This window comes from Roseivirga sp. BDSF3-8, from assembly GCF_041449215.1.
In the GTDB taxonomy this organism is placed as follows: Bacteria; Bacteroidota; Bacteroidia; order Cytophagales; family Cyclobacteriaceae; genus JBGNFV01.
This window is the reverse complement of sequence record NZ_JBGNFV010000001.1, coordinates 2,588,193-2,603,879: the sequence shown is the minus strand read 5'-3', so window position 1 is coordinate 2,603,879 and position 15,687 is coordinate 2,588,193. Positions and strand designations below refer to the sequence as shown.

The following is a 15,687-nucleotide window of genomic DNA, read 5'->3' as shown; positions in this document are numbered from 1 at the left end:
CACGCTAAGCACTCGCGGTTAAATAGCCACCTTGTCCAGGTTAAGGAATTCAATCTCGTCATTATCATTCAGAGAAATACCTACTACACCGTCCTTATCAATAGTGCCTGCAAGTATTTCCTTACTCAGCTTATTCAACAGCTCACGCTGCAGAACGCGCTTAAGTGGCCTGGCACCAAACTGAGGGTCGTACCCCAGGCGTCCCAGATGATCCAGCACGTCATTAGTGGCCTCAAGCTTGATCCCGTTTTCAGCCAGACGTTTCTGTACCAGCTTAAACTGTATATTCACGATTTTACGAATATCTTGTCTGCTCAGTGGCCTGAACATGATCGTTTCGTCTATACGGTTTAAGAACTCTGGTCTTACGCTCTTCCGCAGCATCTCAAACACATCTTGCTTCGTCTCATCTATTACATGATCCTGGTTTTCATCAGTCATGCCCTCAAACCTTTCCTGGATCAGACCGGAACCGATATTGGTGGTCATGATAATGATGGTATTTTTGAAGTTGGCCACGCGACCCTTGTTATCCGTAAGCCGGCCATCATCCAATACCTGCAGCAAAATGTTAAACACATCCGGGTGGGCCTTTTCAATCTCATCCAGAAGGATTACGCTGTAAGGCTTACGGCGCACAGCTTCCGTAAGCTGGCCGCCCTCATCATATCCTACATAACCGGGAGGCGCTCCTATCAGTCGGCTCACCGCATGACGCTCCTGGTATTCTGACATGTCTATTCTCACCATGGCGTTGTCATCATTGAAGAGGAATTCTGCCAGGGCCTTTGCCAACTCTGTCTTACCCACACCCGTAGTACCCAGGAATATGAAAGAGCCGATCGGCCGCTTAGGATCCTGCAGGCCGGCGCGGCTTCTCCTTACCGCATCAGACAGAGCCTGTATGGCCTCTTCCTGTCCTGCCACACGCCTGCCGAGTTCGTCCTCCAGGTGCAGAAGTTTTTCACGCTCGCTTTGCAGCATACGGCTCACCGGTATACCCGTCCACCGCGCAACTATTTCGGCGATATCTTCAGCGTCCACTTCCTCCTTCAGCAGACTTTTACCCTCCTGCATGGAACCGACCTTGTTCTTTAGCTCCTCGAGCCTTTTTTCAGTAGCCGGAATTTTAGCATACTCCAGTTCCGAGGCATGCGCATAGTCTCCCTCACGCTTAGCCTGCTGGGCTTCCTGCCGGTATCGCTCAATTTCCTCCTTGGCTTCACGAATACCATTGATCACCCCTTTCTCATTTTCCCATTGTGCTTTCAGCGTATTACGCTTTTCGTTAAGCTCACTGAGCTCTTTATTTAGTAAGCTCTCCTTCTCCTTATCATTCTCACGTCTGATGGCCTCACGCTCTATCTCCAGTTGCATGATCTTGCGCTGCAACTCATCCAGCTCTTCAGGCAAAGAATCTATCTCAATACGTAATTTTGAGGCAGCCTCATCCATGAGGTCAATGGCCTTATCAGGTAAAAAGCGGTCGCTGATATAGCGTTGGGACAATTCTACGGCAGCAATTACCGCATCGTCCTTGATCCGGACACCATGGTGCACCTCATACTTGTCCTTTATACCCCTCAGGATAGAAATTGCATCAGGAATATCGGGCTCGTCCACCATCACGCCCTGGAAACGTCGCTCGAGAGCTTTGTCCTTTTCGATATATTTCTGGTATTCCTTGAGCGTAGTGGCCCCTATTGCATGCAGTTCACCCCTTGCCAGGGCAGGCTTAAGTAAGTTGGCTGCATCCATGGCACCTTCACCGCCACCGGCACCAATCAGCGTGTGTATCTCATCGATAAAGAGGATGATCTGACCTTCACTGTCAGTCACTTCTTTTATCACCGCCTTAAGCCTCTCCTCAAACTCGCCTTTGTATTTGGCACCGGCTACAAGCTGACCCATATCCAGCGAAATGATAATCTTATCCTTTAGATTCTCAGGGACGTCTCCATCCACTATTCGCTGGGCCATCCCTTCCACAATCGCCGTCTTACCCACACCAGGCTCCCCCAGTAATATCGGGTTGTTTTTAGTCCGGCGGCTAAGTATCTGCAGTACCCTGCGTATCTCCTCGTCACGACCTATGACAGGGTCAATCTTACCTGCCCTTGCCTGATCGTTCAGGTTTATCGAGTATCGCTCAAGGCTCCGGTATTTCGCTTCAGCATTCTGGTCGGTAACCTTACTGCCCCCACGCAACTCATGGATCGCTTTGATAAGGCCATCCTTAGTAAAACCAACATCTTTAAGTGCCTGGCCTGTCTTCTCTTTACCTTCCAGGAGGCCCAGTATGATATGTTCAACCGCTACGAACTCATCACCGAACTCCTTCAGGTAGTTGGTGGCCTTTTGCAGAGCCGCAGCAGAATCATTACCCAGGTACGGGTTCTGACCGCTTACTTTCGGATAACCATTGATGATTTCATCAAGGCGGTTTTCCAATTGCATACGGTTAGCATCCATTTTTTTGAGAAGGAAGCTGATTACATTCTCATCGGATGCAAGTATGGCTTTCATAAGGTGAGCTGGCTCGATAGCCTGCTGCTGATTGCCTCCGGCAACTTCAGCAGCTTTCTGGATCACCTCCTGCGCTTTTATGGTATAATTATTAAAGTTCATCTATCTGTGGCATTGGATTTTCAAATGCTAACTATTTCGTTCGGCTATTTGTATTTCAAAACCCGTTCCAATTAAGAATTCACTAAAAACACACCACATTGAATGTCATTTTGACGCTTTTTTATAAAAAATATTTAAAAATTTGTCATTATGTCAGCATAAAAAAAAGCCGACTGGATAAGCCGGCTTTCCGAATAGATTCAATAAGATGGTACTCAGGCCGTTTCTAAAACCTCCTGCTTGACAAGTAATATGCCGCTGAATACAGCCTCTTTAACCTGATTAGCTACCAGAGCCCGCAACTGCATGGCCTCTTCTTCTGATTCCAGCTCGAACTCCTGCTTGGTTTTCTCAAAAGCTGCTTCAAGGGTGCCCCCCTCCTTGAAGGTTTGGATTACCAGATATGAGAAGTCATTTAGCGGAAACTCAGAAATGCCCAGCGCCTGGGCTTTCAGCAAAGTATACACCTCATCTTCAGGCTTTTCAGCATGGAAGTCAGTCTGTTCATCTTCAGCAGACCAATCGAAAGCAGTGGTGACTATCCTGGTATCATCGTCAAGGATCAGGTCAAGGCCTTGAATCCTGCCTTCATCCTCTTTAAGGTTTTCTTCCACATACTCATGATGCAGCATGTTCTTCACTTGCAAAAAGGCACAACTGGTAATCTGACGGTCCATATCTGCCTTAGCCTTTTCCAATTTATAAACGTCCTCAACCTGCTCTCTCTGGCCAGGCTCCAGGGCTGGAAGGACTTTTTGTATCTGCCTGTCAAAGCCGGTGAGAATATCTGAGGTATGGAAATCGTATGCTTCTTTACGCTTATCGTCAGTCAGTGACTTTTTAAGCAGGATAATGGTACGGGCAAAGTCCCGCTCAAGCACCATTTCCTTAAGTTCCCACTCCTTGAGGTCAAGGCCAGGAGCTGCCTTCAGTGCCGCTTCACGATCTTTCACTGTTTCCTGAACCACTGGTAGTACAATGGAAGGCACATTTTCAGGATCTGCCTGCTGCAACAGGAAGTAGCCAATTCCGGCATTTCCCATAAAGAGGCTACGATCTTCATTATCTTTAGCAAAGGCAAAGCCTGAAAGGAAAAAAGCGCCCTCTTCCAGGTCTTTCAATATGGCTTCAGCTATTACCTCCGTCTCTTCGGCAAACTGAGGTTCATTCCAGTGCCTCGCTGCCTCAAGCAGGGACATCGCATTACCTCCACGACCGTGACAAACAGTAAACGACCCCTTGGCAGTCTCTGAATAGGAAAGGGTAACCTGACGGGTCTTGTCCATCGCCTTAATGGCATCCTCCTTCAGGGACTCATCGCCTAACACCTCATAAGCTCTTATGCGTGCCAGTGCAATACCCGGCGAGCCGTGGCACCATGCAGCCATATCACCGGCTTCTTCGAAAAACTCACGATCACCCTTGATAAAAGCATCCTTATGCTCTTTATACGTATTATCATCAAAGATGCCTTTACGGAAGTCAGGCCAGTTACTCTTTTCTTTATCAAAATAGTGGTTCTCGTAATTGAACCCCTGATAAACCAGCCAGTTATAGGCAGGTAGGTTGAAAAAGCGGGCTAGCTCCAAAAAGGTCCATGATACGCCAGCTGCGCCATGACTAAATCCGCACAGACCTCTTACGCTCTGGTTACTGCGATCCCAGTAAAGGCCCCGGCGCCCAAGGCCGGCACGGCGTATGAGATGGTGAGTAACTTTCTGTAGCTTTTCTAAAAGCCACTCTTCACCCGTTTCATTATAAAGGTGAATGAGACCCAGCATGGTGCCTGAGGTACCATTGATCAGGTCATCTATCAGCCGTTCAGAACGGGTATATTCGTCTGCTTCCCTTACCAGCTCAAGGCCTTCATTTATATATTTTTCCTCATTGAGGAAGCGTCCCGCTTTCACAAGGGCATGAGCCGTGCCGAGCCTGCCAGTGAAATATGCGTAATAATTGATAGGGTTATCTTTGGCAAATTGAAGTAACCAGGGTGCTCCTTTAACTACCGGTACCTTGTATTTTTCTTCACCGGTTAGGCGATATAACTCCATGAAGAAAAGCAAAATGCCCGCTGCGCCGGAGTAGATGCCTTCACCTACATTCATCTCAACTTTTCTATCCTCGCCCAGGCTCAGCGTTTCCCAGGTCATTCCATTCTCATCTTCCATAGCGGCGGCGAGTAGCTGGTCTCCTATTTTACGCGCGCCATTGAGTAGTTTTTCTTTATCCATGGTTAGTCCTTCTGTAAAAAGTCACGATTAGTCAGACCTACAATTTACTAAGAGCATCGAAAAATCCGCTCATTACCAGGACAAAATTGCCCCTTCTGCATTTTAAGAAGGCTTTAAACCCCCTTATTTGTTACAATGAGGCCTTAACGCTACACAAGTAGGCGATTAATACCCTTACTTAAATTTGTTTAATTAGATTATTCAATATTTTTTTCCAATATACAGTGGTATAGTTCAATTTAACAACAGTAAAACACATATTATTTCAACTCGAAAGTGTCCCTCATTTAGCTTCTGAATAGTGGTACATTAGCAATGAGAAAACTAAAACGAGCCTTTCAACCGCTCAATTTTCACTGCTACCAAAGGGCTGACCACCCTGCAGATGGAAAAAACTACATTTGAAATAACCGGACAGATCTACCTCCGGAGACTAATACCGGAGGTAGATTTGATTTACGGAAAGCGAATGTCGGGAGACACACCGCAACTTCACGACCCTGTGAAAAAGAGGAATTATTATCGTTTCAACCGAAAACGCCTTGACCTATGAAAAGAAAGAACTTAAAACTGGACGACCTCAAGGTTAACAGCTTCATCATATCTCAACCTTCCCGCTTCAAAGCGGGGGCGGCACTTGAAGTTGACGCAGTGGGGATAGACACTAGCTGTGGTGAGCCCTGTAGCTGTGAATGCTAATCTGAAAGTCCAAAAAATACCATTATTGGTTATCTGTTTGTTTTATAATTTAAAAGGCCACGATCATCGTGGCCTTTTATTTTGTCGTTACTTTTCTACTGCCTCTTCTTCAAGCATTACATCCAGGCACTGCTTAATCAGGTAAGCAAGGTAAGCCTCGTCACGGTTTTGTATGCCCAGCCTGTTATTCGTCATGTGTACGTAACTATCGTATATACGCCACCTGTCAAAATCCGCCTGCTCAAAATCATCCGGCTTCTTATGAGGGTACCAGTCCGGCGGCTCCAGGCTGCCCTGCTTCTGTAGTTGTACGAGATTATCCTTCACCTCCCGCATATCATCAATCCAGGTGTTAAGCCATTCCTGCTCAAACTCCACTCCTTCTTCCATGGCTTCCCATACCATTTTAAAAAACGAAGTGATGGCCTCCTTCTGGCTTTCCCACGTCTTATCGAATGACTCAAGCGTTTCCTTTTTCCTCTTTTCCATCTCATCTTTTGAGATGTCTTTTTCAAAAAAGTAATAAGCCCTGGGCAACCAGTTAGTATAAAAGCGGTGAAAAAAGGCTTTCATCTCCCGGAGGTCCATACCCAGGCCGTAACTAAAGCCAAGGTGTAACTGAATGGCTGCACCCAGCGCACGGCTGTAGTCCCACCCGGAAGACTCGTCAATAAGAGCCAAAACCGCCTTGCTATTGGCCATAAACTCCTGTTCGGCTACCTGGATGCCTGTCTTGCCACCATAACGGATTACCTCCGGCTGATAGGGGATAAACTGTACCCTATTATTCGGGTACCACTGTCTTTCCTCATCAGCCTCTTTAAGCCACTCCGGCTCCTGACGGTCACTAGGGTGCTTCTCCATATAATTGGTAAAGTACTCAATGATCCTTGGCTTCAGGTCCTTCTCCATTTTTGCAGGATCTCCCTTAAAGCGCAGGCGAATGTGAGGCCCTTTTTCCCAATAGCGGATAAAGAAGAACTGGTCGGCCAGCCCTTCCTTCATGATCTGCTCGCAGAATGGTTTCACTGCATTGCTCAGGATGTCTTCCCATGGCTCGCCGTAGTACAGGTAGGCGGCCATCCAATTAGGATCTACCTCGGTAGATTCCTTCATCCAGTTCTTTCTGTTGTTGGTTTCTTCTGCCATAGCCTCTGTTATTTATACCACTGCACCACACATTCTGACACGAATGGCTTGCCATCTATATGTAGCAAGCTATCAGGAGAGGGTAGCATTTCATCTATTTTCATATTGCCTGGTACCTTCGCCATCATTTTGTCCAGCATTAATATCAAAGCCGGACTCTTAAAGCTAATGTATTGTGGCTTGTAATCATCCCGGCCAAGTTTTTTGGCAGCCTCAGGGTCATTGCTTTGCTGGCGACCCGGATTAAGAAATACAAAAACCTCATCAGGAATGCCAAGCTCTCGCCTCCAGGCATCTACCCTGTTAAAGTATTGCCATTCAGTTTCTGCTCCCTCTCGCGTAGGCAGCAACTCCTTAGGCACAGACCAGCTCTTACGCTGCAGGACGAGGTCACCATAGGTATACCGGGGAGACACCATTACTTTAGTGGTGTTGTCCTTTTTATTCTCTTCGCTTTGGCCTCCCTTTTCTTCCTGTAGCAGATTAGTACGCTTCTTGGTCAGGGCGGAAAGCAGTGGATTCACGAATAAGTATTCAGCATAAGTGAACTTCTCAAGTAGTTGGAATAACTGACTGCGGCCCATATGCCCCTGGAAGCCAAGGTCAAAGACATGCGCCCGCTTTTCACTGGGTTTATGGAAAAGCACCAGATCATTGCCATTTTCGCAACGAATCTCAAAGTCAGTAATCGCAAGCTGCTTGTCCTCAGGCAAACTATTATGCCCGCCAGGCATCCATACTTCAAATGGCATGAGAGGAGGGTGCAGGTTAGCATTGAAGTAACTGGCGTCACAGTCCTCTACAAAGATGGTATCCTCAGGTGCCACATTTACATTGTAGCGGCGCTGGTCCTCGGTTACCACTTTATCAAAGATGTGAAGAAAACGGCTGAACATCTTTCCGTATCCTGAGAATGAGGCATTGATCATAGCCTTCATCCGGCCATCTTCAGGATCATTAAACAGCTGCGTAAACATACCATAGCTATTTTTACCGCCAGCATCGTGTCCGTTTGAGCCGGTAAGCTTATTAGTTTCTCTGAGCTTACTGATCTCTACCTCCACATGGTCAGATGTGAGCTTGCCGCCATCCAGAAGACTGAGGTATTTCTCCTGCCAGCTTTCTCTGAACTCCTGGCGTTCACTGATACCAGGAATCTTAAGCGTAGCTTCCATCTCTTTAATTTCAACTTCCAGCCTGGTTACATCATCCTGCCCTTCCGGCTCAGACTCACCGGCAGGCACAGTCTTTTTATCCTTTTTGGCCGCAGACTTCAATCTGGACAGCTCCTTTTTCTTTTCCTGAAGTTCGGCTTCAGGCTTTTTGTAGTCCCTGAAGAAGTCCTCATAATAGGTAAGCAGGTTTACAGAGGCTGTATCACCGTACTTACTGACAAAGTAGTGACGCATTTTCTCGCGTTCATCAACATGCCCGCGGAAAAGTCTCATTTCCTGAAGCAGGTCATTTAACGAGCCTACCAGTTCATGCATACGCTCGCTATCCAGCGTGGCATCCACCTCACGGGTCGTATCTTCATAGAACATCTGCTCAGGCTTGAAGGTAAAGGTAGTGGACTCCTCATGTTTGAATACCTCTTCCTTTTCTTCGTCCTCCTGCTGTTCCTCCTTATTCTCTTCTTTGTTTTCTCCTTCCCCTTCCGCTTTTTCCTTTTCTGCTTTGGCCTTCTCACGACGCTCTGCCTCGCGCTCTTCATTCGTCTTACGCTCATCTTCCGGCAGCCCGGCTGCTTCATGTATTTTCATACATATGGCACGGAATTTTTCGTAAGCCTCCTTAAGAAGCATTTTACGTTCTTTGAATTCAGCATCGGCATACTTGCCAGCCAGGGTACGGATATAGTCAAGCGTATCCAGCAACTCCTGTATGTGAGGCACCCCGGCCCCAGCAAGGGGCGTAACCTTTTCCTTAAGCGCATAGTCCCAGTCAGGGTCTATACCAGACACGCCAATATTGTACTCCAGGAAGCCGTAATCGATAAACTGCTGAATATAAGCCTCCAGGTCTTCCTCGGAAGCATCAATATACTCGAGAGCATCCTTTATAATATCCTTAAAACGTACCCCCTGAGGCTCTTTTGAAGCCAGCTCACGAAACAGGTCCACTACCTGATTGGCCGGGATACGCTGGAAGCTTTCAATGTTATTGTTGTTAGTGAGATACAGGAAATGGTCCTCCTTCTGCTCTATGGTAGGATTAGGACGAAGAGGAAGCCACATATAAATCTCACGGCTCTTTCTGAAAAGTCCGTAAATGTACTTGAAGAGGTAGTTATTCAGTCGGATGTGACCAGTAATCTCCTGCTCACCATTCTCAGAGCTGATATTATAGCTTTTTTCACCATCCAGTTGAGCAACTTTACCCACCACCAGGTTAGTAAAGGTACTAAATGGCGAGGTTTTGCCGTACATTCGGGTGTAGTACTTAAGCAAACTCTGCTCGCTCTGCACTTCCTTTTTTCTGAATTTAGCGGGCTCTTTGCGAATGTAGCTTGACATACGATTGAGCAGAGACTGGCTACTGAGCACAAGCCCCTGCTTCAGCAACTCATCATCACTGAGCTTTTCCTGAAAATCCTTACGAAGTTCGATGAGTTCCTGATTAAAGACGCCTTCGCCCTCCTCCTCTTTGGCAGCCAGCTTTTCCTCCAGCGCCAGATAATCCTTCAGCTCATCTGTCTGCTGGGCATTAAGTATATCTTTAGCCGCGTCCAGATCTTCCTGTTTCAGGTTTCGATCATTATAAATATCGCGGCGAATATTAGTCAGGAGCTTTTGGTAGTCGTTATTCTCTAGTCCTTTGATAAACTCCATCAGACTATCGGAAAGTGCTTCCTTATCAGCAGCTTTTTTCTGCCTCAGCTCGGATATTTCTTTTGCCAAAGCAACCGACTTATCCGCATTTAGTCTTTGCAGTTTCTCAAACGTACCACCTCCTGTACGGATAAGTACATGTGGAAATACTTCCATAGCTTTTTCTTTTGGTTTAGGGTCCTTCAACATTGGCGGTATTTAACAAATAACCGCCCCAAAAATTAAAAAAAGCAGGCACACTACATACCTGCTTTACTATTAGATTTTCTTAGCTAAGATCGTCAAACACCGAGCGAAGCTGGTTAAACAGGCGTTCTATCAGGCGCAGATCCTCGGTAATGATCTCTGCACTACCCTGCATCTGCTGCTTGAACTCAAGATCTTTTTTGTAGCTACTCATGAGTCCGTTCGGGAGACTGATCCGAATGATATATGTATTCTCTTTGGTAGGTAGCATGGAGATATTCTCAATCTCTCCCAGCACCATGCCATACTCATCGTAAGGGTAGTTATCAAACTTAAGGTTTACCGTCTGGCCCACCTCCACCTTACCGGAGCCCACTACAGGCATTTCTACGTTACCGATGATATCCTGGCTTTCAGGTATGATATTAAATACTGTTTCACCTGCAGTTACATACTGATTATCAGTCCATACTTTATTCAATGAAACGCTTCCTGCAATAGGGGCTTCAAAAAGAAACTGTCTTTTCCATGCACTGATCTCACTTTGAAGGCTTTTGAGTGCATCATCGATTCCGCTTCGAAGGTTATCATTAGACTCAAGCTCCTTCAGTCTTAATTCATTGATCTGGTTCTCAATCTGAGAGATCTGGATACGGTTATTGATTATGCTTGCCTGATCTGCTTCAAACTGTCTTTTGGACTGGAGGTAGTTGGATTTCGTCTGCTCAAATTCGATACGGCTAATGGCATTAGATTCGTATAGAGAAGAGTCTGTTTCGTACTTTGATCTGTCCAGTTCAAGTTTTTCCTTGTGTATGGTGTTCTGCCTACGCAGGCTGGCATTGGATTCCTGGTAAAACTCAATCCGGTCACGAAGCGAAGCAATCTGCTTTTGGTGATACTGCAAATCGCTTTGCAGATTATAGTCCCTGATGGATTTCATGAACCGGAGGTAACCTGGCTGCAGAGAGCCTAGGTTAAGGTCTGATCTGATATCCAGATCGCTGACGTTCAGATTGTCACTATATATCTTTTCTTCCAGGTTTTCGATCTTACGGATAAGGTATAGTGCATCCTCTGTATTTGCCGGATTTTCTAGCACCCCTAGAAACTCATTTTCTTCTACCGCTTCGCCATCTTCTACAAAAAGGTTTATCTGGCCATTATCCCGTGCCACGAGGGTGGCGGGAGGATTGAGAGTGGTAAGCACCACTCGTGAGGTTATCGTATCAGGATACTTTATGAAGTAACTGGCGATCATAATGACCAGAAGAACGAAGAAAATGACGGTAATACCCCAGCGGATAATCCAGACTGGTGCATGGCTCAGAATCTCCTGCACTTCCTCACTCCTGAGCTGGAGGTTATTCACCTCTTCCTGAGAAACGGTCACCTCGCCTCGGGTATGCTGTTGCTCCTCTACTTCAATATGTTCGGGCATAGTGTTAATTCTTCCTTTTGTTGAAAACAAAATGTCAGGGACATTATTATCGTTCCCTTCATTTTTCTTCTGGTGTTAATTGCCCAATTCAAGCTGATTTTTTACCAGATTATAATAGGCACCTCTTTGAGCGGTAAGGTCCGTATGGGTACCCCTCTCAATAATCTCTCCTCTGTCTAACACCACTATCTGGTCTGCATTTTTTACAGTACTTAGCCTGTGCGCCACCACCACTACGGTTTTACCATTGAAGAAGCGGTCAAGGTTCTCCATAATGATTTTCTCATTATTAGCATCCAGGGCATTAGTAGCCTCATCGAAGAACAAGTATTCGGGGTTCTTATACACTGCGCGGGCTATGAGGATACGCTGCTTCTGGCCCTGGCTGAGGCCATGACCGTCACCTCCGAGTTTTGTATTGTAACCTAAAGGAAGGCCTTCTACAAAATCCTGAATATTGGCCATTTTTACTGCATATACGAGTTTCTCCTTATCTATGTATTCGTCGCTCACGGCAATATTACGCGCAATGGAGTCGCTGAAGATATAACCATCCTGAAGCACAGTACCGACCTTATCTCGCCAGCGTCTGTTGCTGAAATTGACCATATTGATATCGCCAATACGAATCTCTCCTTCGCTAGCCTCGTAAAACTTAAGCAGAAGTTTTATAAGTGTGGTCTTACCACTACCACTCGCTCCCACTATAGCTGTAATTTTACCTTCAGGCACTACCATATCGATATTCTTCAATACCATTTCGGAGTGGGGCCCTTCATACTGGAAGCTTACATCATTTACTCTCAGAGATTTGTCCTCTGGGAAAATGGTGATCTTTTCACTGGTCTCGTCTTCCTCATTATCTTTATTATGAATCTCACCAAGACGTTCAAGGCTTATCTTTGCGTCCTGTGAGGCATGGAGGAAGGTGATCATTTGGTTAATGGGCGTATTAAGCTGCCCGATTATGTATTGGATAGCCAGCATCATACCCAGGGTGATATCACCATCAATAACTGCCTTAGCGGCTACGAAACTGATGAAGATATTCTTAACCTCATTCAAAAATGAAGAACCTGCCTGCTGATATTGATTAAGCGCAAGGCTTTTCACATTTACCTTGAATAGGCTGGCCTGAATGCGTTCCCACTCCCACCGCTTTTGCTTTTCACAGTTATGCAGCTTTATCTCCTGCATACCATTTATAAGCTGAATAAGATTACTCTGATTGCGGGACATCTGGTCGAAAAGCTTAAAATCAAGCTCACGGCGTTTCTTCATAAAGATGAGCACCCATGCTACATACAAAGCACTACCTATCAGGAATATAGCAAATATAGTGAGGTCATAGTAAGCAAGAACGGCCCCGAAAATAATCAGGTTAACAAAGCTGAAAAGAATATTCAGCGTACTGGAGGTAAGGAAATTTTCTATCCTCTTATGATCGCCTATACGCTGCAGCAGGTCACCGATCATCTTCGTATCAAAGAAGGCGATGGGGAGCTTCATAAGTTTGATCAGGAAGTCACTGATGATGCTGATGTTGATCCGGGTACCGAGATGTAGTAATATCCAGCCCCGAATAAACTCCACGGACGTTCGCCCCACGAACAGCATTAACTGGGCAATAAGCACCAGGTTTACAAAAGATATATCCCTGGTATTAATACCCACATCTACAATAGACTGGGTAAGGAAAGGAAATATCAGCTGCAGCAAGGATCCAACCAGCATCCCTAGCAGAAGCTGGATGATAAACTTTTTGTAGGGCCGGAGGTACCGGAAGAGGAACTTAAAGCCTTCGCGCTTCAGATTCTTTTCATCTTCCGTGTCGTAAAAGTCAGGGCTGGGCTCCATTAGCAGGACCACGCCGGTTTCCTCACCGTTGGTCTTACTGTTTAGCCAGCCGTCCAGAAACTCCTTCCGTGTGTATTTTACAAGCCCATGAGCCGGGTCGGCACAGTAAACGTTGTCTTTTTTAAAGTCATAAACCACCACAAAGTGCTGTTGCCTCCAATGGGCAATAAAGGGCGTGGGAGCCTCGTCGCGCAATTTATCAAAAGGGATTTTGGCAGCAAGTGTACGGAAGCCGATACTTTCTGCAGCATCGCTTATACCGAGCAGGCTAACTCCCTCGCGGGTTATAAAACTCTTTTCACGAAGGGTTTGAAGCGTATAAACCTTGCCATAATGCTTCGCAATCATGCGAAGGCAGGTCGGGCCGCAATCCATCGTATCAAGCTGGCGGTAGAACGGAAATTTTTTAAAAATACTCACAGTAGACACAGTAGCCTGGTGCGGCTATATTTTGGTTTAGGTTCTTTCTTTCTTTCTCGCTTTAATATACCTCCGGTCAAAAACAATCAAAAGGAAAAAGGCGTAAGATTAAGACGTCGAATTGAATAATATTTTCCGTTTTTGGGTTTTGACCGATTACAAATCTTAAAAATTCCCCACACATTTAAAAGTAATTTTTTTTATATGAGTCGCACAAAACTTGAGATGCCGGGTGTTTTTTGTTATAGACAGCCTATCCAGGTCCGGATTTCGGACATTAATTATGGAAATCATGTGAGTAATGAAGTGTACCTCAGTTACATGCATGAAGCACGTAAGAAATGGCTTGAATCATTGGGCTATGAGGATGAGGTAAATGGCGTGGAAGGCGTAGGCCTGATCATGGCGGATGCTGTCGTGGTTTACCGTGCAGAAACCTTTTATGGCGAGACGGTGTTGGTGGATATCGCTGTGGAAGACATTCAAAAAACAGGTTTTGACCTGTTGTACAGGTTATCCGGACAGAAAAACGGCAAAGAGCTTACACGTGGTAAAACCTCAATGGTTTGCTTTGCCTATGAGGAACGGAAAGTTGCCCAAATGCCGGATAGGCTTAAAAAACGGCTGGAGACCCTCCCTCACACTATCGAATAGAGCATAAAAAGGATTACATTTGCAGCATGAGCAAGGCAGATAAGAAGCAGGACATACGCAGACTTTCCCCGGAAGAACTTAAAGCTTTTTTTGTACAAAACGGAGAAAAAGCCTTTAGGGCCAAGCAGGTCTACGAATGGCTGTGGAAAAAGTCCGCTCATAGTTTTGAGAGCATGACAAACCTGTCTCTTGGCCTCAGAGAAATGCTCAAAGAGTACTTTGAACTGAATGGGGTGACAGTAGATCAGGCTCAGCTAAGTAATGACGGCACAATCAAAAGTGCATTTAAACTACACGACGGTCATCTGGTGGAAGGCGTGCTGATTCCTACGGAAGATCGCATGACCGCCTGTGTGAGCAGCCAGGTAGGATGTTCCCTTTCCTGCAAGTTCTGTGCTACCGGGTATATGGACCGTAAGAGGAATCTCGATGCAGCTGAGATATATGACCAGGTGGTGCTGATAAACCAGCAAGCCATGGAAAAATATGGCATGCCGCTGAGCAACATTGTGTTCATGGGTATGGGGGAACCTCTGCTCAACTACGCCAATATGATGGAAGGCATACGGATGATAACCTCGCCGGAAGGCCTGAACATGTCCCCTAAACGTATTACGGTATCTACGGCGGGTATTGCTAAGCTGATTAAAAAGCTTGGAGATGAAGAGGTGAAATTCAACCTGGCACTATCCCTGCATGCTGCTAATGATGAGAAGCGGGATCGTATCATGCCAATTAATGAAACGAATACCCTCGAGGCTCTGCGTCATTCGCTAAATCACTATTACCGTAAGACACGGAACAAGCTTACCTTTGAGTACATCGTATTCTACAACTTTAATGATACTTTGCAGGACGCTGAGGAGCTTTACCAATTCTGTAAACGGGTGCCCGCCAAGGTTAATATTATCGAATATAACCCGATATCAGAAGCAGACTTTCTGAATACGGAAGAGGACCGGCTGGAAATGTTTCGAAAATACCTTGAGGAGCGCGGGGTAACAGTAAATGTACGCCGGAGCCGCGGAAAGGATATTGATGCTGCCTGCGGACAGCTGGCTAATAAAAAGCATGACGATCATGTAATCACTCAGGCCTGATGCCCTACACGCTGGCCCTGCTCATAACTTTCCTATTGACTGCTTTACTCACCGGCCTTATCTGGACGGTACAACTTGTTCATTATCCGAGCTTTTTAAATGTGGGAAGTGACTCTCTCAGCCAGTATGAATCGCTTCACCGCAAACGAATATTCCCCCTGGTGGGTCCTCTTATGGTGGCCGAACTGATAGCGACAGGATACCTGACTTTTACTCAACTCACTAATAACTATCACATATTGGCAGCTCTACTGCTGTTACCTATCTGGCTACATACCTGGTTTTTTGCAGCTCCTGCCCACTTCCTCCTCAGTAAGTTTGGGTATGACGAAAAGGTGATCAGAAGATTGGTCAGTAGCAACTGGATCCGTACGCTGGCATGGACGATCAGACTGACTATATACTTCGCTTTGGTTTATACGTTGATGTCGGATTACCCCCAGGGGGTTACCTGAAACCATGACAATAAGCCCTCAGGAGTTAGTTTT

10 protein-coding genes are annotated in these 15,687 nt (G+C 46.0%); 4 read left to right on the top strand and 6 right to left on the bottom strand.

What is annotated here, in order from left to right; translation table 11 throughout:
* Positions 1 to 18 precede the first annotated feature (18 nt).
* Positions 19 to 2,628 carry an ATP-dependent chaperone ClpB gene (clpB, locus tag AB9P05_RS10835; protein ID WP_371908846.1) on the bottom strand — a complete coding sequence of 870 codons (2,610 nt, stop codon included), beginning with the start codon at positions 2,626 to 2,628 and terminating at the stop codon, positions 19 to 21.
* 215 nt (positions 2,629 to 2,843) lie between these two features.
* Positions 2,844 to 4,862 carry a lanthionine synthetase LanC family protein gene (locus AB9P05_RS10830; RefSeq protein WP_371908845.1) on the bottom strand — a complete coding sequence of 673 codons (2,019 nt, stop codon included), beginning with the start codon at positions 4,860 to 4,862 and terminating at the stop codon, positions 2,844 to 2,846.
* A gap of 549 nt (positions 4,863 to 5,411) precedes the next feature.
* Between AB9P05_RS10830 and AB9P05_RS10825 the strand changes: the two genes are divergently transcribed.
* Entirely contained in the window at positions 5,412 to 5,561 is a 150-nt protein-coding gene (locus AB9P05_RS10825) for a hypothetical protein (RefSeq protein WP_371908844.1), read from the top strand.
* Between the two features lie 87 nt (positions 5,562 to 5,648).
* On the opposite strand, the gene AB9P05_RS10820 is transcribed toward AB9P05_RS10825, so the two are convergent.
* The 4 genes from AB9P05_RS10820 to AB9P05_RS10805 all read right to left on the bottom strand — a co-directional run bounded on the left by AB9P05_RS10820 (position 5,649) and on the right by AB9P05_RS10805 (position 13,439).
* A complete protein-coding gene (locus tag AB9P05_RS10820) occupies positions 5,649 to 6,710 on the bottom strand; it encodes a thiopeptide-type bacteriocin biosynthesis protein (protein ID WP_371908843.1) in 1,062 nt (353 codons plus the stop codon).
* An 8-nt stretch (positions 6,711 to 6,718) separates the two neighbouring features.
* The gene (locus AB9P05_RS10815) at positions 6,719 to 9,697 is read right to left on the bottom strand and encodes a lantibiotic dehydratase (protein WP_371908842.1); all 2,979 of its coding nucleotides are present in this window, start codon (positions 9,695 to 9,697) and stop codon (positions 6,719 to 6,721) included.
* 112 nt (positions 9,698 to 9,809) lie between these two features.
* Positions 9,810 to 11,168 (bottom strand): HlyD family secretion protein, encoded by a 1,359-nt coding sequence (locus AB9P05_RS10810; RefSeq protein ID WP_371908841.1) that lies wholly within the window; start codon positions 11,166 to 11,168, stop codon positions 9,810 to 9,812.
* 75 nt (positions 11,169 to 11,243) lie between these two features.
* Positions 11,244 to 13,439: a peptidase domain-containing ABC transporter gene (locus tag AB9P05_RS10805; RefSeq protein ID WP_371911348.1), complete on the bottom strand. Its 2,196-nt coding sequence runs from the start codon at positions 13,437 to 13,439 to the stop codon at positions 11,244 to 11,246.
* 210 nt (positions 13,440 to 13,649) lie between these two features.
* Here AB9P05_RS10805 and AB9P05_RS10800 point away from each other — a divergent pair, with 210 nt between their 5' ends.
* From AB9P05_RS10800 to AB9P05_RS10790, 3 genes are read left to right on the top strand one after another with little or no spacing between them, the layout of a single operon-like run.
* A complete protein-coding gene (locus AB9P05_RS10800) occupies positions 13,650 to 14,099 on the top strand; it encodes an acyl-CoA thioesterase (RefSeq protein ID WP_371908840.1) in 450 nt (149 codons plus the stop codon).
* 26 nt (positions 14,100 to 14,125) lie between these two features.
* Positions 14,126 to 15,199 (top strand): 23S rRNA (adenine(2503)-C(2))-methyltransferase RlmN, encoded by a 1,074-nt coding sequence (rlmN, locus tag AB9P05_RS10795; RefSeq protein WP_371908839.1) that lies wholly within the window; start codon positions 14,126 to 14,128, stop codon positions 15,197 to 15,199.
* Positions 15,199 to 15,654: a hypothetical protein gene (locus AB9P05_RS10790; RefSeq protein WP_371908838.1), complete on the top strand. Its 456-nt coding sequence runs from the start codon at positions 15,199 to 15,201 to the stop codon at positions 15,652 to 15,654. Before rlmN ends, AB9P05_RS10790 begins: the two co-directional genes overlap by 1 nt.
* Positions 15,655 to 15,687: the final 33 nt, after the last annotated feature.

Excerpts from the sequence above, each read along its gene's own strand:
- AB9P05_RS10820 (WP_371908843.1), bottom strand. The coding sequence starts at position 6,710 with ATGGCAGAAGAAACCAACAACAGAAAGAACTGGATGAAGGAATCTACC.
- AB9P05_RS10830 (WP_371908845.1), bottom strand. The coding sequence starts at position 4,862 with ATGGATAAAGAAAAACTACTCAATGGCGCGCGTAAAATAGGAGACCAG.
- clpB (WP_371908846.1), bottom strand. The coding sequence starts at position 2,628 with ATGAACTTTAATAATTATACCATAAAAGCGCAGGAGGTGATCCAGAAA.
- rlmN (WP_371908839.1), top strand. The coding sequence starts at position 14,126 with ATGAGCAAGGCAGATAAGAAGCAGGACATACGCAGACTTTCCCCGGAA.
- AB9P05_RS10810 (WP_371908841.1), bottom strand. The coding sequence starts at position 11,168 with ATGCCCGAACATATTGAAGTAGAGGAGCAACAGCATACCCGAGGCGAG.
- AB9P05_RS10815 (WP_371908842.1), bottom strand. The coding sequence starts at position 9,697 with ATGGAAGTATTTCCACATGTACTTATCCGTACAGGAGGTGGTACGTTT.
- AB9P05_RS10800 (WP_371908840.1), top strand. The coding sequence starts at position 13,650 with ATGAGTCGCACAAAACTTGAGATGCCGGGTGTTTTTTGTTATAGACAG.
- AB9P05_RS10790 (WP_371908838.1), top strand. The coding sequence starts at position 15,199 with ATGCCCTACACGCTGGCCCTGCTCATAACTTTCCTATTGACTGCTTTA.
- AB9P05_RS10825 (WP_371908844.1), top strand. The coding sequence starts at position 5,412 with ATGAAAAGAAAGAACTTAAAACTGGACGACCTCAAGGTTAACAGCTTC.